The sequence below is a fragment of the Pseudoxanthomonas sp. Soil82 genome (assembly GCF_040446535.1).
GTDB classification, from domain to species: Bacteria; Pseudomonadota; Gammaproteobacteria; order Xanthomonadales; family Xanthomonadaceae; genus Pseudoxanthomonas; species Pseudoxanthomonas kaohsiungensis.
Genome location: NZ_JBEAAK010000003.1, coordinates 475,737 through 498,606 on the forward strand (window position 1 = coordinate 475,737; position 22,870 = coordinate 498,606).

The following is a 22,870-nucleotide window of genomic DNA, read 5'->3' on the forward strand; positions in this document are numbered from 1 at the left end:
GGGCACAGGCCTTTCCGGGGAGCGCATGGAGCAGCGGAAGCACGCCAAGAGTCGGGCCCGGCGCGGGATCGCCGTCCTGCTCGCCTGGCTGGCGCTGGCCCTTGCCCTGCCGGCAACGGCGGCGCCAGCGGCTCCCGAGCCCCTGCGCCTGGAGGCGGAGCAGGGACAGTGGCCGCTCGGCACGCACACCCGCTACCTGCATGACGGGGACGGCCGGATGACGCCCGCGCAAGCCTGGCGGCAACTGGACGCCGCCCGCTTCGAGCCGCTGCCCGACGCTGGCGCGGCATTCGGCTTCCAGCAGGGCGCCTACTGGTTCCACGTTCCGGTGGTGAACCGCGCCGGCACCCAGCCGCACTGGCTGCTGGTCCAGGAATACCCGCTGAGCGACCGCCTCGACCTGTACCTGCGCTACGCGGACGGGCGCATCGTCCATCGCAGCGGCGGCGACCACCTGCCCTTCGGCGCCCGCAGCGTCAGCTACCGCTATCCGAACTTCATGCTGCACCTGCCGGTCGGCGAACGCGTGGACGTACTGCTGCGGGTGCAGAGCCAGAGCTCCATGCAGGTGCCGCTGACCCTGCACACGCCCACCGCCTTCATCGAGATCTCGCGCGATGCGCAGTTCGGCATCGGGCTGTACTACGGGATCCTGATCGCCCTGTTCGTCTACAACCTCGTGCTCTGGCTGGCGCTGCGCGACGCCAGCTACTTCTGGTACCTGTTCCATCTCAGCGCGTTCGGCCTGGTGCTGATGACGCTCAACGGCCTCGGCTTCGAGTACCTGTGGCCGGACTCGCCGTGGCTGGCCGACCTGTCGGTGCCGCTGTCGATCTGCCTGGCGCAGATCGGCATGCAGCAGTTCGCCCGGGTGTTCCTGCGCCTGCGCGCCGTGTGGCCGGCCGGCAACTGGATATCGATCGCGGTGATCGCGTTCTACATGGCCCTGGGGATCGCCTCGTTCTGGCTGCCGTACCGGATCGCCACGCCGCTGGCGGCCGCTTCGGTTTTCCTGAGCATCGCCTGGATCCTGACCGTCACCCTGGTGGCGTTCCGCCGCGGCGACCGCTCGGCGCTGCTGTTCCTGCTGGCCTGGGGCATGTTCCTGCTGGGCACCGGCATGTTCACCGCGCTGGCCTTCGGCCTGCTGCCGAAGTCGTTCCTGACCGTCTACGGCGTGCAGATCGGCTCGGCGCTGGAGATGCTGCTGCTGTCGATCGCGCTCAGCTACCGCTACGCGGCGCTGCGCAACGAGAACGAGCGAATCGTGCGCCGGGCCAAGCTGCAGCTCGAATCGCAGGTGCTCGAGCGCACCAGCGAGCTGCGCACCGCGCTCGAGCAGCTGGAAACGGCGCACGGACGGCTGCGCGAGGCCAGCCGCCACGACGCGTTGACCGGCCTGTACAACCGCGGCTGGTTCCGCGAGCGCTTCGAAACGCTGCTCGAGGCCGCCAAGGCCCAGGGGCAGCCGCTGTCGCTGATGATGATCGACCTGGACCACTTCAAGCAGATCAACGACCGGCACGGCCACCTGGTCGGGGACGACTGCCTGCGCCGCAGTGCGCGGCTGGTGGAGGGGGTGCTGCGGCCGCATGGCGCGCTGGTGGCGCGCTACGGCGGCGAGGAGTTCATCGCCGCCCTGCCCGGCATCGACGTGTACCACGCGCGCGAGATCGCCGAGGACATCTGCGCGCGTCTGCGCGAGGAACCGTTCCGCACCCGCGGACCGCTGGTGACCGTCACCGCCAGCATCGGCGTGCATGCGGTCGACACCGGCGCCGACGAGCACGCCGCCACGGACATGGCCCTGCAGGTCGTGGACAACGCTCTCTACGCGGCCAAGTCCGGCGGCCGCGACCAGGTCCGCGTGGCCGGCGGCTAGGCCGGCGGCGCCTGCAGCAGCGCGCCGGAGGCGACCAGCGCCACCATCGCCGCCACTTCGCCGTCCATCGCGCGGTCGCGGTCCAGGAACGGCACCTCGGCGCGGATCCGGGCATGGGCGGCCGCTACCGCGGTACCCGGGTGGAACGCATCGGCACCGGCCAGCTGGGCGCGCAACGCCTCGACCTCGCCGAGGAAACCTTCGCGCCCGGGCGCACCGGCGGCGGGACCACCCTGCACCTTGGTCGCCAGGGCCGCGGCATCCGAACCGCGGGCCAGGGCCCGTGCGGCGTTGATCATGTCCCGGCGCAGGTCCAGCGCCTGCGCGGCGGTGTACAGCTCCAGCGCCAGCACCTTGCCCAGGTCCTCGACCATCGCCAGCACGTGGCGCGCCTCGTTGGCGCCCATGGACACGTGGTCCTCGGCATTGGCGCTGGTCGGAACCGAGTAGACCGAGGCCGGGTGCGCGCGGCTGGCCAGGTCGTTGACGATCGCCGCGGCCGTGTACTGCACGATCATGTGGCCCGACTCGGTGCCGTCCTCGTTGCCGATCAGGAATGCCGGCAGTCCGTCATTGGTCGCCGGGTCGACCAGCTTGTTGAGCCGGCGCTCGGAGATGGAAGCCAGGGTCGGGATCGCCGCCTTCACGTAGCTCAGCGCCAGCGCCAGCGGCATGCCGTGGAAATGCCCGGCCGAGATGACCTGCTCCTCCACGTGGGTGGCGTCGGCCTTGTCCGGGAACACAAGCGGATTGTCGGTGACCGCGTTGAGCTCGATGTCGAGCACGCGCGCGGCCTGCGCGGCCGCGTCGCGGACCGCGCCGTGGACCTGCGGGATGCAGCGCAGCGAATAGCTGTCCTGCGGCTGGTGCTTCTTCCCGCCGCGGAACGGCAGGAAGCGCAGGTAGAACTTCTCGCGGCCATGGCGCTGGTCGGCGGGCACCCAGTCCCAGCCGATGTCGAAGCGCAGCGCCTGCGCGTCGGCGCCGGCCTGCGGGAACGGCGACCAGCTCGACGGCAGCCACTGCCGGAAGCGCGGCACGAGGTGGTAGGCGATGTCGGCCAGGGTCGAGCCTTCCAGCAGCCGGCGCAGGTTCGCCGCCACCTGCACCTGGCCCGGGTGCGGACGCAACGCATGCACCTCGGCGGCGAACGCCCCCAGCCGGCCGGCGAAGGCGTCGATGGTCATCGCCGCGGCAAGGTCGGCGGTGTCGAGCATCTGCTCGAGGCGGTGCAGCGCCAGCACGCCCATCGCCAGCATCTGCGCGGTGCCGTTGTTCAGCGCCAGGCCTTCCTTGTAGGAGAGCGACACCGGCGCCAGGCCGGCGCGGCGCAGCGCCTCGGCACCGGCCATGCGCTGGCCTTCGAAGAACGCTTCGCCGCCGCCGAGCAGGACGATCGCCAGGTGCGACAGCGGCGCCAGGTCGCCGGAGGCACCGACCGAGCCGAGCTGCGGCACCACCGGCACGATGCCGGCGTTGAGCATCGCGGTGAGCGCCTGCAGGGTCTCCACGCGGATGCCCGAATGGCCCTTGAGCAGGGTGTTGATGCGGATGCACAGCATCGCCCGCACCACGTCGGCCGCCATCGGCTCGCCCACGCACACCGCATGGGTGACGATCAGGTTGCGCTGCAGCTCTTCGTGCAGCGACCGCCCCGATGGCGTCGCGCCGGGCAGCTCGTCGCGCAGCGGATGGGCGCCGAGCAGCTTGTCGGCATTGCTGCCGAAGCCGGTGGAGACGCCGTAGATCGGTTCCTGGCGGCGCACCTGCTCGGCGAGGAAGTCGGCGGCGCGCCGGACCGCGGCCAGCGCGCGCGGGTCGAGCTCGACCGCTGCGCCGCCAGCCACGGCAACGAGGCGGTCACGGGTCAGGGACTGCCCGTCGAGTCGGATGGTCTGCATGTTCGTGTTCCGTGTTGCGTGCCTGGGCGGCCGGCTCAACGGCCGGCCAGGGCGCGGGCCTGTTCCAGTTCCACCCGCAAGGTGCCGGCCAGTTCGTCGCGGGATACCTCGAACTGCTGCTCGCGGAGCAGGTCCTTCACCGCGACCACGCCGCGCGCCAGCTCGTCCGCGCCGGCCAGCACGACGAAGCGGATTCCCGCGCGCGAGGCGTACTGGAACTGCTTGCCGACCTTGCGTGCTTCCATCTGCACTTCGGTGTTGATCCCGCCGGCGCGCAGGTGGCGCGCGATGTCCAGCGCCTCCGCCAGCTGCGCCTCGTCCATCAGCGCCACCATCGCCTGCACGCTGCTCTCGGCGATGCCGTCGACCAGCCCGGCCTCGCGCAATTGCCAGAACAGCCGGGTGAGGCCGATGGAGATGCCGACGCCCGGCAGCCTCGACTTGGTGTAGTGGCTGGCCAGGTCCTCGTAGCGCCCGCCGGAGCAGATCGAGCCGATCTCCGGGTGGTCGACCAGCTGGGTCTCATAGACCGTGCCGGTGTAGTAGTCCAGGCCGCGGGCGATGGAGAAGTTGAGGCAGTAGGCCGATTCAGGCACGCCCAGCGACTTCACCAGCTCCAGCACCTCGCGCAGCTCGCCCGCGCCGTCGCGCAGGGTCGCGCTGGCCGAGCCGCCGGCCTCCTCAAGCACGCGCGCGATGTGGGCCAGTGCATCATCGTGGGACTGCGAACGGATCTCGACGAACGCAAGGATCCGCTCCACCGCGGCCGCGGGCAGGCCGAAACCAGGCCCGCAGAGCGCCTCGCGCACGTAATCGGCGCCGCGCTTGTCGATCTTGTCGACCTCGCGCAGCACCAGCGCCTGCTGCTGCGGATCGGACACGCCCTGGGCCTCGAAGAACCCGCGCATCAGCTTGCGGTTGTTGAGTTGCACCCGGAACGCGCCGATCCCCAGCTCGGCGAACACCGCATGGATCACCGCCAGCACCTCGGCGTCGTAGCGGATGCTCAGCGCGTCCTTGCCGATCACGTCGATGTCGCACTGGTAGAACTCGCGGAAGCGGCCGCGCTGGGCGCGCTCGCCGCGGTACACGCGCTGCATCTGGTAGCGTCGGAACGGGAAACTCAGCTCGTGCTCGTGCTCGGCCACGTAGCGCGCCAGCGGCACGGTCAGGTCGAAGCGCAGCGCCAGCTCGGGGAGGCCACCCTCGGGCTTGCCGGCCTCGGCCCCGGCCGCGGCATTGGCCAGCGCGCCGGTCGACTGGACGAAGTACACCTGCCGCTCGGTCTCGCCCCCGGACTTGGTCAGCAGCACGTCGGAGAGCTCGAACACCGGCGTCTCCACCGGCAGGAAGCCGAAGCGCTCGTAGTTGCGGCGGATCACGTCGAGCATGCGCTGGAACGCGATCTGCTCGCGGGGCAGCAGCTCCATGACGCCGGGCGGGGTGCGGGGCCTGATCAAGCGGGAAACTCCTCACGCGCTGGGGCGGCAATTCTACCTTGGCCGGGGCGGGACCCGTTCGGCGCGCGCGTCCTCGCGCCGGTATCATGGGCACACCGATCAAGCGACGCGACGCATGTCCTGGCCCCCGTTCGACAGCCCCTGCCTGGCCCCGCCACCGGATGACGCCGGCCCGCTGGGACCGTGCCTGCATTGCCAGGTCCGCCACCTGGCGGTGTGCTCGGCGCTGTCGCCCGAGGAGATCCAGGCGCTCGAGACGGCAGCCAGCGTGCAGGCGCTCGAACCCGGGGCGGTGCTCGCCCGCCAGGGCGAGACCCGCCGCCACGTGTATACCGTCACCCGCGGCGCCCTGCGCCTGGTGCGCGTGTCCGCCGATGGCCGCCGCCAGGTCGCCGGCTTCGCCTTGCCGGGCGACTTCGTCGGCCTCAGCGGCGCCCCCACCCACCAGCACGACATCGAGGCCCTGGCCGTGACGGAACTGTGCCGTTTCGGCGCCGACGCGATGCAGCGCCTGGGCACCCGCTATCCGCACCTGCAGGCCAAGCTGCTGGAGCGCGCCTGCGTCGAACTGGACACCGCCCGCGAGCAGATGATGTCGCTGGCGCGGATGACCCCGATCGAGCGCATGGGCGACTTCCTGCTCAGGCTGGCCGCGCGCCAGGCGCGCGCCGGCAACCCCGGGCCCGCGGTCGCGCTGCCCATGCCGCGCGCCGACATCGCCGACCACCTCGGCCTGACCGTGGAAACGGTCAGCCGCAGCCTCACGGCGCTGCGCACGCGCGGGCTGATCGCGCTGCCGGGCACCTACGTGGTGGAAATCCTCGATCCGGCCGGCCTCAAGGCGCTCGAAGCAGCCTGAGGCGGCATTGCACGACCCGGTGTGCCGGCGATGCCCGGATCCGCCGCGATGCGTCGTCGCAACGCCCGCCAGCGCGCTGCTGGAACCGCGGAAACGGCCAAAGAAAAAGCGGGCCGGAGCCCGCTTTCTCGTACCAGCTAGGGAGCGCGCGGATTACTCCGTCACGCCCTCGCCTTCCTCGACCGCCTTGATCGACAGGCGGATGCGGCCCTGCTTGTCGACTTCCAGGACCTTGACCTTCACCAGGTCGCCTTCCTTCAGCGCATCGCCGACCTTCTCGACGCGGTCGTTGGAGATCTGCGACACGTGGACCAGGCCGTCCTTGCCCGGCAGGATGGTCACGAAGGCGCCGAAATCCATGATCTTGGCGACCTTGCCCTCGTAGATCCGGCCCGGCTCCACGTCGGAGGTGATCTGCTCGATGCGGGCCTTGGCCGCCTGGCCGGCGGCGCCGTTCACCGAGGCGATGGTGATCGTGCCATCGTCCTGGATGTCGATCTGGGTGCCGGTTTCCTTGGTGATCGCCTGGATCACCGAACCGCCCTTGCCGATCACCTCGCGGATCTTGTCCGGGTGGATCTTGATGGTGATCAGGCGCGGCGCGAACTCGCTCAGCTCCTGGCGCGGTGCCGTCATCGCATGGGCCATCTCGCCCAGGATGTGGAGGCGGCCGGCCTTCGCCTGCGACAGCGCCTGCTTCATGATCTCTTCGGTGATGCCCTCGATCTTGATGTCCATCTGCAGCGCGGACACGCCGTTCTGGGTACCGGCCACCTTGAAGTCCATGTCGCCCAGGTGGTCTTCGTCGCCGAGGATGTCGGAGAGCACGACGAAGTCGTTGCCTTCCTTGACCAGGCCCATCGCGATGCCAGCGACCGGTGCGGAGATCGGCACGCCGGCATCCATCAGCGCCAGCGAGCTGCCGCAGACCGAAGCCATCGAGGAGGAGCCGTTGGACTCGGTGATTTCCGAGACCACGCGGATCGTGTACGGGAACGCTTCCATGGTCGGCATCACCGCCAGCACGCCGCGCTTGGCGAGGCGGCCGTGGCCGATCTCGCGGCGCTTGGGGCCCATCATGCGGCCGGCTTCGCCCACCGAGTACGGGGGGAAGTTGTAGTGGAACAGGAAGTGCTCCTTGTACTCGCCGGAGACCGCGTCGATGATCTGGCCGTCACGGGCGGTGCCCAGCGTGACCGCGACGATCGCCTGCGTCTCGCCACGGGTGAACAGCGACGAGCCGTGAACGCGCGGCAGCACGCCGACCTTCGACGTGATCGGGCGCACGGTGTCCAGCGCACGGCCGTCGATGCGGACCTTGGTCGCCAGCACCGAACCGCGCATGGTCTGGTATTCCAGCTCGCCGAACTCCTTGGACATGGCCGAGGCGGTCCAGCCGTCGGCTTCGGCGCGTCCGGCCAGCTGCTGGAACACGTCCTTCTTGATCGCCGCGATGGCGTCGCGGCGCTGCAGCTTGTCGCGGACCTGGAAGGCGGCCTCGAGCTGGTTGCCGACGGCTTCCTTCAGCGCCGAGATCAGCGCTTCGTTCTTGGCCGGGGCGGCCCAGTCCCAGGTCTTCGTGCCGGCCTCGGTGACCAGCTCGTTGATGATGTTGATGACCTTCTGCATCTCGCGGTGGCCGAACATCACCGCGCCCAGCATCACGTCCTCGGACAGCTCGGCCGCTTCGGACTCCACCATCAGCACCGCGTTGGAGGTACCGGCGACGACCAGCTCAAGCTTCGAGTTCTTCAGTTCGCTGACGGTCGGGTTGAGCACGTACTCGCCGTTGATGTAGCCGACCTTGGCGGCGCCGATCGGGCCGTTGAACGGCGCGCCGGTCAGGGCGACGGCGGCGGACGCGCCGATCAGCGCCGGGATGTCGCCGTCAATCTCCGGGTTCAGCGACATCACCGTGGCGATGACCTGCACTTCGTTGCGGAACTCCTCCGGGAACAGCGGACGCAGCGGGCGGTCGATCAGGCGCGAGATCAGGGTTTCCTTCTCCGTGGCACGACCTTCGCGCTTGAAGAAGCCACCCGGGATGCGGCCGCCGGCATAGAACTTCTCCTGGTAGTCGACCGTCAGCGGGAAGAAGTCCTGGCCTTCGCGGGCCGACTTCGCTGCCACGGCGGTGACCAGCAGCACGGTGTCATCGAACTTGACGATGACGGCACCGCCGGCCTGGCGGGCGATCTCGCCGGTTTCCAGGGTGACCTGGTGCTTGCCGTACTGGAAGGTTTTGGTGATTTTTGCCACGTTGGTTCCTTGGAGATTCTGCTTGCGATTGACCGGGGGCGGCCCTTGCCGCGACCGGGTGGCCGGAGAGCCCGGCCGCTGGCGATGGTGCGTCCGGACCGGCCGGACCGACTACGGGGTTTTCTTTGCGGGTGCCGAAATGCAAACCGCGGCGCATCTCTGCGCCGCGGCGGGGTCTTGCATCAGCGACGCAGGCCGAGCTTCTCGATCAGGGCCTTGTAGCGCTCGTTGTCCTTGCGCTTGAGGTAGTCGAGCAGGCTGCGACGGCGGTTGACCAGCTGCAGCAGGCCACGACGGCTGTGGTGGTCCTTCTTGTGGGTCTTGAAGTGCTCGGTCAGCTGTTCGATGCGGCCGGTGAGCAGGGCGACCTGGACTTCCGGCGAGCCGGTGTCGTTGGCGCCGCGCGCATTGTCGGCAATGATCTTCTGGGTATCGATGGACATGGTTTCTTCTCTGGATGCGAGGCCGGCAGGAACGCGCTGGGCGCACCGCCTGACCCGCCGCTTGCGGATGGCCGCCCCGCCCGGCAGAACAGGGCAATGGGCGGAAAGGGATTGGCCCGGAAAACAGGCGCGCGAATTGTACCTGCGGGCACCCGGTCCGGACAAGGCGCTAGCCGCCGCAGCCCGGCTCCAGGGCCTGCCGGAACAGGCGCTGCGGCGACAGGCGGCCGTCCGCGTCGACGCTGCCCAGGCCCAGGGGCCGGCCGCCACGGGTGAACACGCCGGCCGGCTCGGCCGCCGGCCAGGGTCCGCGCAGGCGCTGCCCCAGGCTGAACCGGGCCGCCTCCCCCTCCTCCAGCTCGACCCGCGGGAGGCCGGCCAATCCGGCCGACAGGGGCACCAGGCAGGCGTCCAGCGCGGCCTCGCCCGCCCCTTCGGCCAGCGCCTCCAGTTCCTCCAGGGTGTGCATCCGCGGCTCCCTGAACGGATCGACCCACAGCCGGCGCAGGCTGGCGATGTGCGCGCCGCACCCCAGGGACTCGCCCAGGTCGCGCGCCAGGCTGCGGATGTAGGTGCCGGTTCCGCAGGTCACCCGGATACGGAGCCGATCGCCGGCGAAGTCCAGCAGTTCGATCGCGCGGACCTCCACCTGGCGCACGGGCGCTTCGATCGCCTCGCCCCGGCGCGCCCGTGCGTACAGCGGCTCACCGCCCTGCTTGAGCGCCGAGTAGACCGGCGCACGCTGCTGCAGCACCCCGGTGAACGGAGCCAGCGCGGCCTCCAGCGCGGCGCGCTCCAGCGCCGGCACCGGCCGCCGGCGCAGGGGCTGGCCGTCGGCATCGTCGGTGTCGGTGGTGGCCCCCAGCACGATGCCGGCCTCGTAGGCCTTGTCCGAGCCCAGCAGCAGCCCGGCCAGCTTGGTCGCCTCGCCGAAGCACAACGGCAGCAGCCCGGTCGCCAGCGGATCCAGGCTGCCGGTATGGCCACCCTTCTCGGCCCGGAACAGCCGCCGCGCCGCCTGCAGGGCGGCGTTCGAGCTCATCCCCGCAGGCTTGTCGAGCAGCAGGATGCCGTCGAGGGGTCGGAAGCGGATCTTGGGTCGGTTCATGGTCATGGCACGACCTGTGCGGCCCGCCGCAGCGGCGCGATCGCGCCGCGCCGCCGGCGGAGGGGATGGCGCCGCCAGGGCAGCCGGAGCGGGCGCAGGCCTACGACTCGGGGTCGATCGGCGGATTTTCCTTCAGCAGCGCCTCGATGCGCTCACCGCGGTCGACCGAGTCGTCGTAGTGGAAATGCAATTCGGGCACGTGGCGCAACTTGACCCGCCGGGCCAGCTCCATGCGCAGTTCCCTGCCCAGTTCCTTCAGCGCCTTGACCGCCTCGGCCGAACGGTCGGGCAGCAGCGCCGTGACGAACACCTTGGCATGGGCCAGGTCGCGGGTGACCTCGACGTCGGAGACGCTCACCGAGGGCAGCCCATGCTCGCGCACGGCCTCGTGGATCAGCGTGCCCAGTTCGCGGCGCAGCTGCGCCGACACCCGGTCGGTACGGTGGAAGGACTTGGTGGGCATGGCTCTACTCCTCGCCGGCGCGTGGTCCGTGCCGGTGCAGACAACGGTAGCAGCCCGGCACGGCGGCAGGGCCCGAAACGACGGGACGGCCGCGTGGGCCGTCCCGTTCCTCGCGCATCGGCCGGCCCGTGCCGGCCGATGCACGGCTTACAGCGTGCGCTGGACCTCGATGCGCTCGAAGCACTCGATCTGGTCGCCGGCCTTGACGTCGTTGTACTCCTTCACGCCGATGCCGCACTCGGTGCCGTTGCGCACTTCGTCCACGTTTTCCTTGAAGCGGCGCAGCGACTCCAGCTCGCCCTCGAAGACGACCGTGTTGTCGCGGAGCACGCGGATCGGCTTGTTCCGCTTGACCACGCCCTCGATGACCATGCAGCCGGCCACCGCGCCGAACTTGGAGCTGCGGAACACGTCGCGCACCTGGGCGATACCGATGATCTCCTCGCGGATCTCCACGCCCAGCAGGCCCGAAGCGACCTGCTTCACCTGGTCGATGACGTCGTAGATGATCGAGAAATAGCGCAGGTCCACGCCGCTGGACTCGATGATCCGGCGGGCCGAGGCGTCGGCGCGGACGTTGAAGCCGATCACCGTGGCCTTGGTGGTCGCGGCGATGTTGGCGTCCGACTCGGTGATGCCGCCCACGCCGGAGCTGATCACGTTGATCCGGATCTGGTCGTTGGACAACGCCGTCAGCGACTGCTTGAGCGCCTCCACCGAACCCTGCACGTCGGCCTTGACCAGCAGGTTGAGGACCTGCTGGCCCTCGCCCTTGCCCATCTGGGCCATGATGTCTTCCATGCGGTTGCCCGCGGCCTGGACCAGGCGCGATTCGCGGCGCTTGGCGTCGCGCTGCTGGGCCACGTCCTTGGCCAGGCGCTCGTCCTTGACGACCACGAAGTCGTCGCCGGCATCGGGCACGCCCGACAGGCCGAGCACCTGCACCGGGATCGACGGGCCAGCCGAGGCCGGCTGGCCGCCGACCTCGTCGAACAGCGCGCGCACGCGGCCGTACTGGATGCCGCAGACCAGGTAGTCGCCCTTCTTCAGCTGGCCCTGCTGGACCAGCACGGTGGCGATCGGGCCACGGCCCTTGTCCAGCGCCGACTCGATGACCACGCCGCTGGCGTTGCCGTCCGGCACGGCCTTCAGCTCCAGCACTTCGGCCTGCAGCGAGATCGCATCGAGCAGCTCGTCCACGCCGGCGCCGGTCTTGGCCGACAGCTCGACCATCTGGGTGTCGCCGCCGAAATCCTCGGCCACGACCTGCTCGCCGAGCAGTTCGTTCTTGACCCGCAGCGGGTCGGCATCGGACTTGTCGATCTTGTTGATCGCCACGATCAGCGGCACGCCGGCCGCCTTGGCGTGCTGGATGGCTTCCTTGGTCTGCGGCATGACGCCGTCGTCGGCCGCCACCACCAGCACCACGATGTCGGTCAGCTTGGCGCCGCGGGCACGCATGGAGGTGAAGGCCGCGTGGCCCGGCGTATCCAGGAAGCTGATCACGCCCTTGGGCGTTTCCACGTGGTAGGCGCCGATGTGCTGGGTGATGCCGCCGGCCTCGCCATGGGCGACCTTGGTGCGGCGGATGTAGTCCAGCAGCGAGGTCTTGCCGTGGTCGACATGGCCCATAATCGTGACCACCGGCGGACGCGGCGACATGTCGCCCTGGTCCTGCTCGACGTGCGCCAGCAGCTCGCTCTCGGCGTCGTCGTTGCCGGCGCGCACCACCTTGTGGCCGAGTTCCTCGGTCACCAGCGCGGCGGTGTCGTGGTCGATGGTCTGGGTGATGGTGGCCATCACGCCCATCTTGAACATCGCCTTGACCACGTCGCCGCCCTTGAGGGCGAGCTTCTGGGCCAGGTCGGCCACGGTGATCGCGTCACCGATGGCCACCTCGCGCACGACCGGCGCGGTCGGGCGCTCGAAGCCGCCGGCACCGCCGGCGGACGAACCGCCCCGCATCTCCTGGCGACGCGGCTTGGGCTTGCCACCCGGGCGGGTCGTGGTCCGGCGCGCGCGCTCGGCGGCCGACAGGTGCAGCTGGCCGGCGAAGCGGCTGGCGGCCGAGTCGTCCTCGATCCCGGCAACCATCGCGTGCGAGCCGCGGGTCTTGTGCTTGTGGCCGCGGCCGTCGTCGGCACCCCGGTCCGGGGCCGGACGGTGGGCGGGCGTGGCGGCGCGGGGCGGGCGCGGTACGCTTTCGTCGATCGGCACGCGCGTCGCGGCCGGCTTCTGCCGCTCTTCCTCGGCCTTGCGCTGCTGCTCCTCGGCGAGGCGCTGGGCCTCCTCCTCCTGGCGCTTGCGCTCCAGCTCCTCGGCCCGGGCCCGGTCGACCTCGGCCAGGTGCTGCTGCTCGGCGAGGTTGCGCTGGCGCGACTCCTCCAGCTTGCGCAGCACCTCGGCGCGCTCGTCGTCGACCGAACCTGCCGGAGCGCCGGTGGTGGCGGCGCCCTCGGGCGCCTTCACGTAGGTGCGCTTCTGCCGGACCTCGACGTTGACCGTGGTCTTGCTGCGCCCTCCGCCGACGGTCAGCTCCTGGACCTTGCGGCGTGCCAGGGTGATCTTCTTCGGCGCGGCGGCGTCTTCGACCGGCGCTTCGGCCTTGCCGTGGGAGCGCTTGAGGAAGCCGAGCAGCTTGAGCTTCTCGGCGCTGGACACGACCTGGTCGGGATCGCTGAAGGGCATGCCGGCCTCGGCCAGCTGCTCCAGCAGCTTCTCGACCGGGGTGTTGACCAGCTCGGCGAGCTTGCGAATGGTGGTTTGCTGCGACATTCGGATCCTATGCTCTGTTTGGCGCCCCCTCGCGCAGAGCAAGGGAAACGCGGATTCTAAGCCCTTGCGGTTGCAGGGCGGTGTTCATCGCCGGCTCATTCGCCGTACTCCGTGGGGGCGGCCGGGGCGTTCACCGGCCCAGCTCCAGGCGGACCGGGGCGCTCATGCGCCACGCTCCAGGCGGGCGATCTCCTCGGCGCGGGCAGCCAAGATCAGCGCCGCGGCGCGGGTCTCGTCCAGCCCTTCGATGCCGAACTCCATCACCTCGTCGGCGGCCAGGTCGGACAGGTCCTCGCTGGTGCGCACCCCGTGCGAGGCCAGGGCGAAGGCGGTTTCCTCGTCCATGCCTTCCAGCGCCAGCAGGTCCTCGGCCGGCTGGTGCTCGTCCAGTTCCTCCTCCACCGCCAGCGCCTCGTTGAGCAGGGCGTCGCGGGCGCGGGAGCGCAGTTCCTCGACGATGTCCTCGTCGAAGCCCTCCACCGCCAGCAGCTCGCCGACCGGGACGTAGGCGATCTCCTCGACGGTGTTGAAGCCCTCGGCGACCAGGATCCCGGCGATCTCCTCGTCGACTTCCAGCTTGTCCATGAACAGCTGGCGGGCCACGGCCTGCTCGGCCTCCGACTTGGCCGCGACCTGGTCCTGGGTCATGACATTGAGCTGCCAGCCGGTCAGGCGGCTGGCCAGGCGCACGTTCTGGCCGCCCTTGCCGATCGCCTGGGCCAGGCGGTCCTCGGCCACGGCCAGGTCCATCGAGTGCTTCTCTTCGTCGACGATGATCGACTGCACCTCGGCCGGCGCCATCGCATTGATGACGAAGTTGGCCGGGTTGTCGTTCCACAGCACGATGTCCACGCGCTCGCCATTGAGCTCGTTGCTCACCGCCTGCACGCGCGAGCCGCGCATGCCGATGCACGCGCCGATCGGGTCGGTGCGGTTGTCGTGGGCGACCACGGCGATCTTGGCGCGGTCGCCCGGATCGCGGGCGCAGGCCTTGATCTCGACCAGGCCCTGGCCGACTTCCGGCACCTCGAGCTTGAACAGCTCGATCATGAACTCCGGCGCGCCTCGGCTGATGAACAGCTGCGGGCCGCGCGGTTCGCTGCGGACCTCGAACAGGTAGCCGCGTACGCGGTCGCCGGTGCGCAGCACGTCGCGCGGAATGCCCTTGTCCTTCGGGATGAAGGCCTCGGCATTGCCGCCCAGGTCGACATAGATGTTGCCGCGCTCGGCGCGCTTGACCACGCCGGTGACCAGCTCGCCGACGCGGTCCTTCCAGGCATCGACCACCTGCTGGCGCTCGGCCTCGCGGACACGCTGCACGATCACCTGCTTGGCCGCCTGCGCTGCGATGCGCCCGAACTCCGGGTTCTCGATCTGCTCCTCGATCCAGTCGCCGACCTCGACGCCGTCGGCCTCGTCGACCGCGTCCATCAGCCGGATCTGGCGGTCCGGGGACTCCATGACCACGCCATCGGCCACCACTTCCCAGCGGCGGAAGGTCTCGTAGCTGCCGTCCTTGCGGTCGATCGCCACGCGGGTGACCACGTCCTGGTCGACGTAGCGCTTCTTGGCCGCCGAGGCCAGCGCGGCCTCGAGCGCGTCGAAGATCACATCGCGCGGCACGCCCTTTTCGTTGGCGACCGCGTCCACTACCAGAAGAAGTTCCTTGCTCATCTCGATTTACCCCGCGTGCGGCTTTCCGGCCGCCGGCTTGTTGGAGGATTGCTTGCCAGTGCTGCCGTTGCCGGTCTTCGGCGCGGGCTTGCCCTTGTTCGAGGGCGAATACTTGTTCGGCGCCAGGCCGAGCGCGGCCCAGTCCGGCACCAGGCGCGCCTTGTCGATGTTCTCGGCGGCCACCGCGAACTCCGCGCCATCCAGCCCGAACACCACCGTGCCGGCCTCGACCCGCAGGATCCTGCCCTGCAGCCGGCGGCGGCCGTCCTGCGGCAGCTTCAGCGACACCTTGGCCTGCTCGCCCAGGAAACGGGCGAAATGCGCTGGCGTGAACAGCGGCCGGTCCAGGCCGGGCGAGGACACCTCGAGGGTGTAGTTGCCGGAGATCGGATCGGCCACGTCCAGCTGCGCCGACACCTCGCGGCTGACCGCCTCGCAGTCCTCGATGGTGACCGTGCGGGCGGCCTCGCCGGCGTCAGCGGGCACGTCGATATACAGGCGCAGGGTCGCGCCGCCGGGCGCCGGCAGGTATTCGATGCCAAGCAGTTCCAGGCCCAGCGACTCGACGGTCGGACCCAGCAGCTCGGTGATTTCGCTGTGCTTGTCGCTCATTGCGGCGGCTTCTCGAACGCGGAAAACGGAAGCTTGGACGACGTCCGGACCCCGGAAACGACAAAGGGCCCGACCGGGCCCCTTGTCCGACGGGAGGCCCGCCTGGGCTTCCCATCCGATGATGCTGGAATCGGCGCAACGGCGGGAACATGCGCCGTTGCAAGCCCAGGCTTTGTGGCCGCCGTTTTCCCGTGGAAACACCGGGAAAACGGAACCACGAAACATGGTAGCGGGGGCAGGATTTGAACCTGCGACCTTCGGGTTATGAGCCCGACGAGCTGCCAGACTGCTCCACCCCGCAGCAGAGGCGGAATTATGACGATTGGCCGGACCTATTGCAAGCCTCGGGAGCGTCGGCCGCCTGAACCGTGGACCTGGAGGGTTCGCCCGCTGCAGGTTTGAAAGGCATCCGCCTTGGCCAGGGATGCCGTGCGTCGGGTGCCGTAGCGAGCAGGCCATGGCTGGCGTGCGCCCGCCGGGAAGCAGCACCCACGGAGTTCGGCAGCCCCTCCCGGATCCGGCGCACCTGTCCGGCTTCCCGACAAAGCAGAACCCCCGGCCTGGGGCCGGGGGTTTTCTCGGAGACCTGATGGCGGCGGCGGATCACATGAAAGCGCGCTGGCACCACTCCAGGATCGGGTTGAGGCCCAGCGGCAGCACCAGCAGGGCCAACGAGTTCACGCCCAGCACGATGCCCAGCACGCGATCGTTGTGCCCCGGCAGCGGCGCGCCCACCGGCTCGTCGAAGTACATGACCTTGATGACGCGCAGGTAGTAGAAGGCGCCGATCACCGCACAGATCACGCCCAGCAGCGCCAGCCAAAGCATCCCGCCCTGCACCGCCGCGCCCAGCACGGCCAGCTTGGTCCAGAAGCCGAGGAACGGAGGCACGCCGGCCAGCGAGGCCATGATGCACAGCACCAGTCCGGCCATCCACGGGTTGCGCGCGTTCAGGCCCTTGAAGTCGTCGATGTTCTCGGCCTCGAAGCCCTGCCGCGACAGCGCGATGATCGCGCCGAAGGACGCCGCCGACATCAGCGCGTAGGCGATGGCGTAGAACAGCGCCGCCGCGTAGCCGCGCTCGTCGCCGCTGGCCAGGCCCATCAGCAGGAAGCCGATGTGGGAGACGGTCGAGTACGCCAGCATGCGCTTGAGGTTGCTCTGGGCCACGGCCATCAGGTTGCCGACCACCAGCGAGACCGCGGCCAGGCCCGCCAGCAGCCACCTCCATTCATCGGCCAGCGGGCCCATGCCGGCCTCCAGCAGCCGCCAGGCCATGCCGAACGCAGCCAGCTTCGGGGCGGAGCTGACGAACAGAGCGACCGGCGCGGTGGCGCCCTGGTACACGTCCGGCAGCCACATGTGGAACGGCGCGGCGCCGAGCTTGAAGGCCACCCCGGCGACCATGAACACCGTGCCGGTCAGCAGCAGCGTGCGCTCGTCCGAGCCGGCGATGGCGGCGTTGATCGCATCCAGCTGCAGAGTGCCGGTGGCGCCGTAGACGAGCGACATGCCGTACAGCAGCAGGCCCGAGGCCAGCGAGCCCAGGACGATGTACTTCATCGCCGCCTCGGTCGCCTTGCCATTGTCGCGATCGGCCGCCACCAGCGCGTAGGAACACAGGGCCAGCAGCTCAAGGCCCAGGTAGACCATGACCAGGCTGCCGGCCGAGACGAGCATCATCATGCCGGCGGTGGCGAACAGCACCAGCACGGGCACCTCGCCCTTGTACAGCTCGCGCTCGCGCAGGTAGCTCCAGCCGTAGACGAGGGTCAGCCCGCTCATCAGCACGATCGCCAGCTTCATCACGTCGGCGGCGGTATCGCGCACGAACATGCCGTTCATCACCGTGCCCTGCCCGCCCTGGCCGGTCGCCAGCATCGCCAGCACCACGACCAGCACCAGCACCGACAGGAAGTGGGTCCAGACCTTGTGCCGGGCGTCGACGAACAGGTCCACGATCAGCAGCGCGAAGGCGCCACCGATCAGCACCAGTTCCGGCAGCAGCGGCAGCAGCTCGGCGGCGGTCGGCATCGAGGGAGACGTGATCATCTTCTGGGAATCCTTACAGCTTGCTGGTGGCGATCTGGATCGCCAGTTGCGCGATCGACGGCTCCATCAGGTCGGTCAGCGGCTTGGGCCACACGCCGAGCAGCAGGGTACCGGCGGCGAACACCCCCAGCACCAGCGCCTCGCGGCCGTTGATGTCCTTCATTTCGGCTACGTGCGCGTTGCCGACCTCGCCGAAGAACACGCGCTTGTACAGCCAAAGCGTGTAAGCGGCGGTGATCACGAGCGTGGTGGCGGCCAGGAACGCGACCATCGGATGCTTCTGGAAGCTGGCCATGATGACCATGAACTCGCCCACGAAGCCGCTGGTGCCCGGCAGGCCGGCATTGGCCATGAAGAACAGCATCGAGAAGGCGGCGAACCACGGCATCACGTTGGCCACGCCGCCGTAGTCGGCGATCCGGCGCGTGTGCATGCGGTCGTAGAGGACACCAATGCAGGTGAACATCGCGCCCGAGACGAAGCCGTGCGAGACCATCTGCACCATCGCGCCCTGCAGGCCAAGGCGGGCGGCGTCGAGCGAGCCGAAGTCGCGCACCAGGGTGAAGACGATGAACGTGCCGAGGGTGACGAAACCCATGTGCGCGACCGACGAGTACGCGACGAGCTTCTTCATGTCGTCCTGTACCAGCGCGACCAGGCCGACATAGACCACCGCGATCAGCGACAGCGTGATCACCAGCCAGGCGTACTCGTGGCCGGCATCCGGGGTGATCGGCAGGTTGAAGCGCAGGAAGCCGTAGCCGCCGATCTTCAGCGCGATCGCCGCCAGGATCACCGAACCAGCGGTCGGCGCCTCGACGTGGGCGTCCGGCAACCACGTGTGGACCGGGAACATCGGCACCTTGACCGCGAAGGCGATCATGAAGGCGAAGAAGATCCAGGTCTGCTCGCGGGCCGTGAGCGGCAGCGCGTACAGGTCGGCCAGCTGGAAGCTGCCGCCCTTCAGGTACAGGTAGACCAGGGCCACCAGCATCAGCACCGAGCCGAGGAAGGTGTACAGGAAGAACTTCAGCGCCGCATAGATGCGCCGCGGCCCGCCCCAGACGCCGATGATCAGGAACATCGGGATCAGCATGGCCTCGAAGAACACGTAGAACAGGATCGCGTCGGTGGCGGCGAAGATGCCCACCGTCACGCCCTGCAGGATCAGGAACGAGGCCACGTACTGGTGCACGCGCTTGTTGACCACGCCCCAGGCGCCGACCAGGGCCAGCACGCCGACGAGGGTGGTCAGCAGGATCAGCGCGACCGCGATGCCGTCCACGCCCAGGTTGTAGTGGATGCCGTAGGACGGGATCCAGGCGTGCCGCTCGACGAATTGCATGCCAGGGTCGGCGTAGTCGAAGCCGGTCAGCAGCCGCAGGCTGGCCAGCAGCGTGGCCACCGCCACGGCCAGCGAGGCCCAGCGCGCGGCCGCCGCCCGGGTTTCGCCCAGGGCGAGGATCAGCGCGCCGCCGATCACCGGCAGCCAGATCAGGACACTCAGCAGATGCGTGTTCGCCACGTCTCGTTCTTCCGTACGGTCAGCGCCAGGCACGCATGAGCACGGCCAGAAGTGCAATCAGGCCGATGATCATCGCGAAGGCGTAGTGGTAGAGGTAACCGGATTGGGTGCGGCGCAGCAGCGTGGCGGCCAGGTCGACCACGCGCGCGCTGCCGTTCACGAGCACCCCGTCGATCAGGGTGCTGTCGATCCAGCGCGACATGCGGCCCAGCGCGACGCCGCCACCGGCGAAGCCCTTGATCCACAGGTGGTCGAAGCCGTACTTCTCCTCCAGGATCCGCACCAGCGGCGCGAAGGTGCGGCGCGCGCGGCCGGCCAGGTCGGGCTTCCACAGGTAGAACAGCGCCGCGAGCAGGAAGCCGGCCACGGTCAACCAGAAGGCCGGCATCATCATGCCGTGGGTCGCGTAGGCGACCGGGCCATGCCAGAACTCCTCGCCGACCCGGGCGATGGTGTCGCGCGCCGGATCGATGAAGTCGATCGCGCCGGTGAAGTAGGTCACGAGCTGCCCGGGCACCGCGGCGGCGTGGTGCGTACCCTTCCAGTCGGTGCCGAACAGCATCGGGCCTGCGGTGAAGAAGCCGATCAGCACCGACGGGATCGCCAGCAGGACCAGCGGCACGGTCACCACCCAGGGCGATTCGTGCGGCTCGTGCGCGCCGTGGTGGGCGTGGTCGTCATGGCCGTGCTCGTCGGCGTGCGCATGGGCATCGTGGCCGTGCGCGGCCTCGGCATGGCCGTGGTGGTCGTCATGGCCGTGCCCATGGCCGGCGTGCGCATCGCGGAAGCGCTCCGGCCCATGGAAGGTCATGAACAGCAGCCGGAAGCTGTAGAAGCTGGTCACGATCACGCCGCCCAACACCGCCCAGTAGGCGTAGTGCGGGATGAACCAAGCCCAGCCGCTGGCCGCCTCGGCGCCATGCGCGTGCAGCGCGGCGGCCTCGATGATGGTGTCCTTGGAGTAGAACCCGGAGAAGAACGGCGTGCCGACCAGGGCCAGGGTACCGATGACGCTGGTCCAGTAGGTGACCGGCATGTACTTGCGCAGGCCGCCCATCTTCCGCATGTCCTGCTCGTGGTGCATGCCGATGATCACCGAGCCGGCCGCCAGGAACAGCAGCGCCTTGAAGAAGGCGTGGGTCATCAGGTGGTAGACCGCGCCCGAGTAGGCCGAAACGCCCAGCGCCACGGTCATGTAGCCGAGCTGCGACAGGGTCGAATAGGCGACCACGCGCTTGATGTCGTTCTGGACGATGCCGATCAGGCCCATGAAGAACGCGGTGGTGGCGCCGATGAACAGCACGAACGCCAGCGCGGCCTCGGACAGCTCGAACAGCGGCGACATGCGCGCCACCATGAAGATGCCCGCGGTCACCATCGTCGCGGCATGGATCAGCGCCGAGATCGGCGTCGGGCCTTCCATCGAGTCCGGCAGCCAGACGTGCAGCGGCACCTGCGCCGACTTGCCCATCGCGCCGATGAACAGGCAGACGCAGATGATCGTGGCCACGCCCCAGGCATGGCCCTCGAAGATCTGCACCTGCGCGCCGGCCAGCTGCGGCGCGTTGGCGAACACCGTCGCGTAGTCCAGCGTCCCGAACCACAGCAGCACGCCGGCGATGCCCAGCAGGAAGCCGAAATCGCCCACGCGGTTGACCAGGAACGCCTTCATGTTGGCGAACACCGCGGTCGGGCGCTTGAACCAGAAGCCGATCAGCAGGTACGACACCAGGCCGACCGCTTCCCAGCCGAAGAACAGCTGCAGGAAGTTGTTGCTCATCACCAGCATCAGCATGCTGAAGGTGAACAGCGAGATGTAGCTGAAGAAGCGCTGGTAGCCCGGGTCGTCGGCCATGTAGCCGATGGTGTAGACGTGGACCAGCAGCGACACGAAGGTCACCACCACCATCATCATCGCGGTCAGCCGGTCGACCATGAAGCCGACGTGGGCCGAGTAGCCGCCGACTTCGAAGAAGGTGTAGACGTTCTGGTTGAACGGCGAAGCACCGCCTGCCACCAGCTGGTACAGGACCCAGCACGACAGCGCGCAGCTGGCGGCCACGCCGAGGATGGTCGCGTACTGCGCGCCCCTGCGGCCGACCTGGCGCCCGAACAGGCCCGCGATGATGCTGCCCAGCAACGGGGCCAGCACGATCAGCAGCAGATGGGTTTTGGAGATGATCATGGTGTGCCGTCTAATCCAGTACGTGCCTGTCGGTGCGGACGCGGGCCCGGGGCCCTCGCCTGCGCATGCCGCAATTCCCTACTATCGCCAGCCGCATCGCCTCGAAGGCCGAAGCGTCGCGCGATCATTGGTTATCCCCGCCGTCCCTGGCGGTACCGCGCGGGTCCCGGAGAACCCTGCCCGGCCATCCGTGGCCGGGCGCTGAGCGGATCGAACCGATGGTCCGGTCCGCTCAGCCCTTGAGCGTGTCCACCTCGCCGACGTTGATCGTGCCCCGGGTCCGGAACAACGCGACCAGGATCGCCAGGCCGATCGCCGCTTCGGCCGCGGCCACCGTCAGGATGAAGAAGACGAAGATCTGCCCTGCCGCATCCCCAAGCTCGCGCGAGAACGCGATGAAGTTGATGTTGACCGACAGCAGCATCAGTTCGATCGACATCAGCAGGACGATGACGTTCTTCCGGTTGAGGAAGATGCCGGCCATGCTGATGCAGAACAGCACCGCGCCCAGCGCGAGCAGGTGTCCGAGCGTGATCATGCCTGGCCCTCCCCTTCGGCCGGTGCCGCGGGCGCCGGCTTCTCCGCCGGCATGGACACCATGCGCAGCCGGTCGCCGGCCTTCACCCGCGACTGCTCGGACGGATTCTGCGTCTTGATGCCGGTGCGCTTGCGCAGGGTCAGCATGACCGCCGCCACGACCGCCACGGTCAGGATCACGGCGGCGAACTCGAACGGAAGGATGAAGCCGGTGAACAGGTGTTCGGCCAGCCACTTGGTATTGGACGTATCGGCGGCCACCGAGGCGGCGTTGTCCGGGAACGGCGCCGCGGCGCGCATCTTCACCCCGATCAGGCTGAGCATCTGCACCAGCATCACCACCGCCACGACCAGGCCCACGGGCAGGAACCGCACCCAGCCCTCGCGCAGCGCCGCAACGTCGATGTCCAGCATCATCACCACGAACAGGAACAGCACCATCACCGCGCCGACGTAGACCAGGATCAGGGCCACGCCGAGGAACTCGGCGCCGACCAGCAGCCAGACGCAGGCCACGGAGAAGAACGTGAGGATCAGGCACAGCACCGCGTTGACCGGGTTGCGCACGCTGATCACGGCGCCGGCGGATACGACCGCGGTGGCGGCGAAGGCATAGAAGGCGATCTTGATCCAGTCCATCGTGGCCTCAGCGGTAGGCGGCGTCGGCGGCGCGGCGCTCGGCGATCTCCGCCTCCAGGCGGTCGCCGATGGCCAGCAGCTGCGGCTTGGTGACGATGTTCTCGCCGCGCTTCTCGAAGTGGTACTCCAGCACGTGCGTCTCCACGATCGAATCCACCGGGCAGCTTTCCTCGCAGAAGCCGCAGTAGATGCACTTGAACAGGTCGATGTCGTAGCGCGTGGTGCGGCGGGTCCCGTCCTCGCGCTTGGTCGAGTCGATGGTGATGGCCAGCGCCGGGCACACCGCCTCGCACAGCTTGCAGGCGATGCAGCGCTCTTCCCCGTTCGGGTAGCGGCGCAGCGCGTGCAGGCCGCGGAAGCGCGGCGACTGCGGGAACTTCTCCATCGGGTACATCAGCGTGTACTTGGGACGGAACAGGTAGCGGAACGTCAGGCCCAACCCCTGGATCAGCTCCAGCAGCATCAGGCTCTTGAAGTAGTGGACGACTTTGTTCAT

General features: G+C 69.1%; 17 protein-coding genes and 1 tRNA gene. 2 read left to right on the forward strand and 16 right to left on the reverse strand.

Translation table 11 applies throughout. The features are described 5' to 3' along the window. Positions 1 to 25: 25 nt before the first annotated feature. Complete coding sequence (locus ABKA19_RS11135; RefSeq protein WP_353688956.1) at positions 26 to 1,882, forward strand: sensor domain-containing diguanylate cyclase; 1,857 nt, start codon at positions 26 to 28, stop codon at positions 1,880 to 1,882. On the opposite strand, the gene ABKA19_RS11140 is transcribed toward ABKA19_RS11135, so the two are convergent. After that, complete coding sequence (locus ABKA19_RS11140; protein ID WP_353688957.1) at positions 1,879 to 3,783, reverse strand: HAL/PAL/TAL family ammonia-lyase; 1,905 nt, start codon at positions 3,781 to 3,783, stop codon at positions 1,879 to 1,881. The two genes, ABKA19_RS11135 and ABKA19_RS11140, sit on opposite strands and share 4 nt — an antisense overlap. 35 nt (positions 3,784 to 3,818) lie before the next feature. Next, the gene (gene hisS, locus ABKA19_RS11145; protein ID WP_353688958.1) at positions 3,819 to 5,243 is read right to left on the reverse strand and encodes a histidine--tRNA ligase; all 1,425 of its coding nucleotides are present in this window, start codon (positions 5,241 to 5,243) and stop codon (positions 3,819 to 3,821) included. Between the two features lie 115 nt (positions 5,244 to 5,358). On the opposite strand from hisS, the gene ABKA19_RS11150 reads away from it, so the two are divergent. Further along, positions 5,359 to 6,102 (forward strand): Crp/Fnr family transcriptional regulator, encoded by a 744-nt coding sequence (locus ABKA19_RS11150; protein ID WP_353688959.1) that lies wholly within the window; start codon positions 5,359 to 5,361, stop codon positions 6,100 to 6,102. Positions 6,103 to 6,255: 153 nt separating this feature from the next. Here the strand turns inward: ABKA19_RS11150 and pnp are convergent, their stop codons facing one another. The 14 genes from pnp to nuoI all read right to left on the reverse strand — a co-directional run bounded on the left by pnp (position 6,256) and on the right by nuoI (position 22,870). Next, entirely contained in the window at positions 6,256 to 8,361 is a 2,106-nt protein-coding gene (gene pnp / locus ABKA19_RS11155) for a polyribonucleotide nucleotidyltransferase (protein ID WP_353688960.1), read from the reverse strand. 182 nt (positions 8,362 to 8,543) lie between these two features. Continuing rightward, positions 8,544 to 8,804 (reverse strand): 30S ribosomal protein S15, encoded by a 261-nt coding sequence (gene rpsO, locus ABKA19_RS11160; protein ID WP_162377994.1) that lies wholly within the window; start codon positions 8,802 to 8,804, stop codon positions 8,544 to 8,546. A 169-nt stretch (positions 8,805 to 8,973) separates the two neighbouring features. Beyond that, positions 8,974 to 9,912 carry a tRNA pseudouridine(55) synthase TruB gene (truB, locus tag ABKA19_RS11165; RefSeq protein WP_353688961.1) on the reverse strand — a complete coding sequence of 313 codons (939 nt, stop codon included), beginning with the start codon at positions 9,910 to 9,912 and terminating at the stop codon, positions 8,974 to 8,976. A 100-nt stretch (positions 9,913 to 10,012) separates the two neighbouring features. Beyond that, positions 10,013 to 10,375 (reverse strand): 30S ribosome-binding factor RbfA, encoded by a 363-nt coding sequence (gene rbfA, locus ABKA19_RS11170; RefSeq protein WP_162377986.1) that lies wholly within the window; start codon positions 10,373 to 10,375, stop codon positions 10,013 to 10,015. Between the two features lie 147 nt (positions 10,376 to 10,522). Further along, complete coding sequence (infB, locus tag ABKA19_RS11175; RefSeq protein ID WP_353688962.1) at positions 10,523 to 13,150, reverse strand: translation initiation factor IF-2; 2,628 nt, start codon at positions 13,148 to 13,150, stop codon at positions 10,523 to 10,525. 162 nt (positions 13,151 to 13,312) lie between these two features. Next, the gene (nusA, locus tag ABKA19_RS11180) at positions 13,313 to 14,824 is read right to left on the reverse strand and encodes a transcription termination factor NusA (protein WP_353688963.1); all 1,512 of its coding nucleotides are present in this window, start codon (positions 14,822 to 14,824) and stop codon (positions 13,313 to 13,315) included. Positions 14,825 to 14,830: 6 nt separating this feature from the next. Next, the gene (rimP, locus tag ABKA19_RS11185; RefSeq protein WP_353688964.1) at positions 14,831 to 15,436 is read right to left on the reverse strand and encodes a ribosome maturation factor RimP; all 606 of its coding nucleotides are present in this window, start codon (positions 15,434 to 15,436) and stop codon (positions 14,831 to 14,833) included. Between the two features lie 224 nt (positions 15,437 to 15,660). Then, positions 15,661 to 15,737: transfer RNA gene (locus tag ABKA19_RS11190), tRNA-Met, on the reverse strand. Positions 15,738 to 16,039: 302 nt separating this feature from the next. Then, positions 16,040 to 17,488 carry an NADH-quinone oxidoreductase subunit NuoN gene (gene nuoN / locus ABKA19_RS11195; RefSeq protein WP_353688965.1) on the reverse strand — a complete coding sequence of 483 codons (1,449 nt, stop codon included), beginning with the start codon at positions 17,486 to 17,488 and terminating at the stop codon, positions 16,040 to 16,042. 13 nt (positions 17,489 to 17,501) lie between these two features. Continuing rightward, positions 17,502 to 19,013, reverse strand: a complete 1,512-nt coding sequence (locus tag ABKA19_RS11200; protein ID WP_162377981.1) for an NADH-quinone oxidoreductase subunit M — start codon at positions 19,011 to 19,013, stop codon at positions 17,502 to 17,504. Between the two features lie 19 nt (positions 19,014 to 19,032). After that, positions 19,033 to 21,198: an NADH-quinone oxidoreductase subunit L gene (gene nuoL, locus ABKA19_RS11205; RefSeq protein ID WP_353688966.1), complete on the reverse strand. Its 2,166-nt coding sequence runs from the start codon at positions 21,196 to 21,198 to the stop codon at positions 19,033 to 19,035. Between the two features lie 232 nt (positions 21,199 to 21,430). Continuing rightward, positions 21,431 to 21,736: an NADH-quinone oxidoreductase subunit NuoK gene (gene nuoK / locus ABKA19_RS11210; RefSeq protein ID WP_162377979.1), complete on the reverse strand. Its 306-nt coding sequence runs from the start codon at positions 21,734 to 21,736 to the stop codon at positions 21,431 to 21,433. Continuing rightward, on the reverse strand, positions 21,733 to 22,374 hold the full coding sequence (locus ABKA19_RS11215; protein ID WP_162377978.1) for an NADH-quinone oxidoreductase subunit J: 642 nt from the start codon (positions 22,372 to 22,374) through the stop codon (positions 21,733 to 21,735). The genes nuoK and ABKA19_RS11215 overlap by 4 nt, the downstream gene beginning before the upstream one ends. Before the next feature lie 7 nt (positions 22,375 to 22,381). Beyond that, positions 22,382 to 22,870 (reverse strand): NADH-quinone oxidoreductase subunit NuoI, encoded by a 489-nt coding sequence (gene nuoI, locus ABKA19_RS11220; RefSeq protein ID WP_162377977.1) that lies wholly within the window; start codon positions 22,868 to 22,870, stop codon positions 22,382 to 22,384.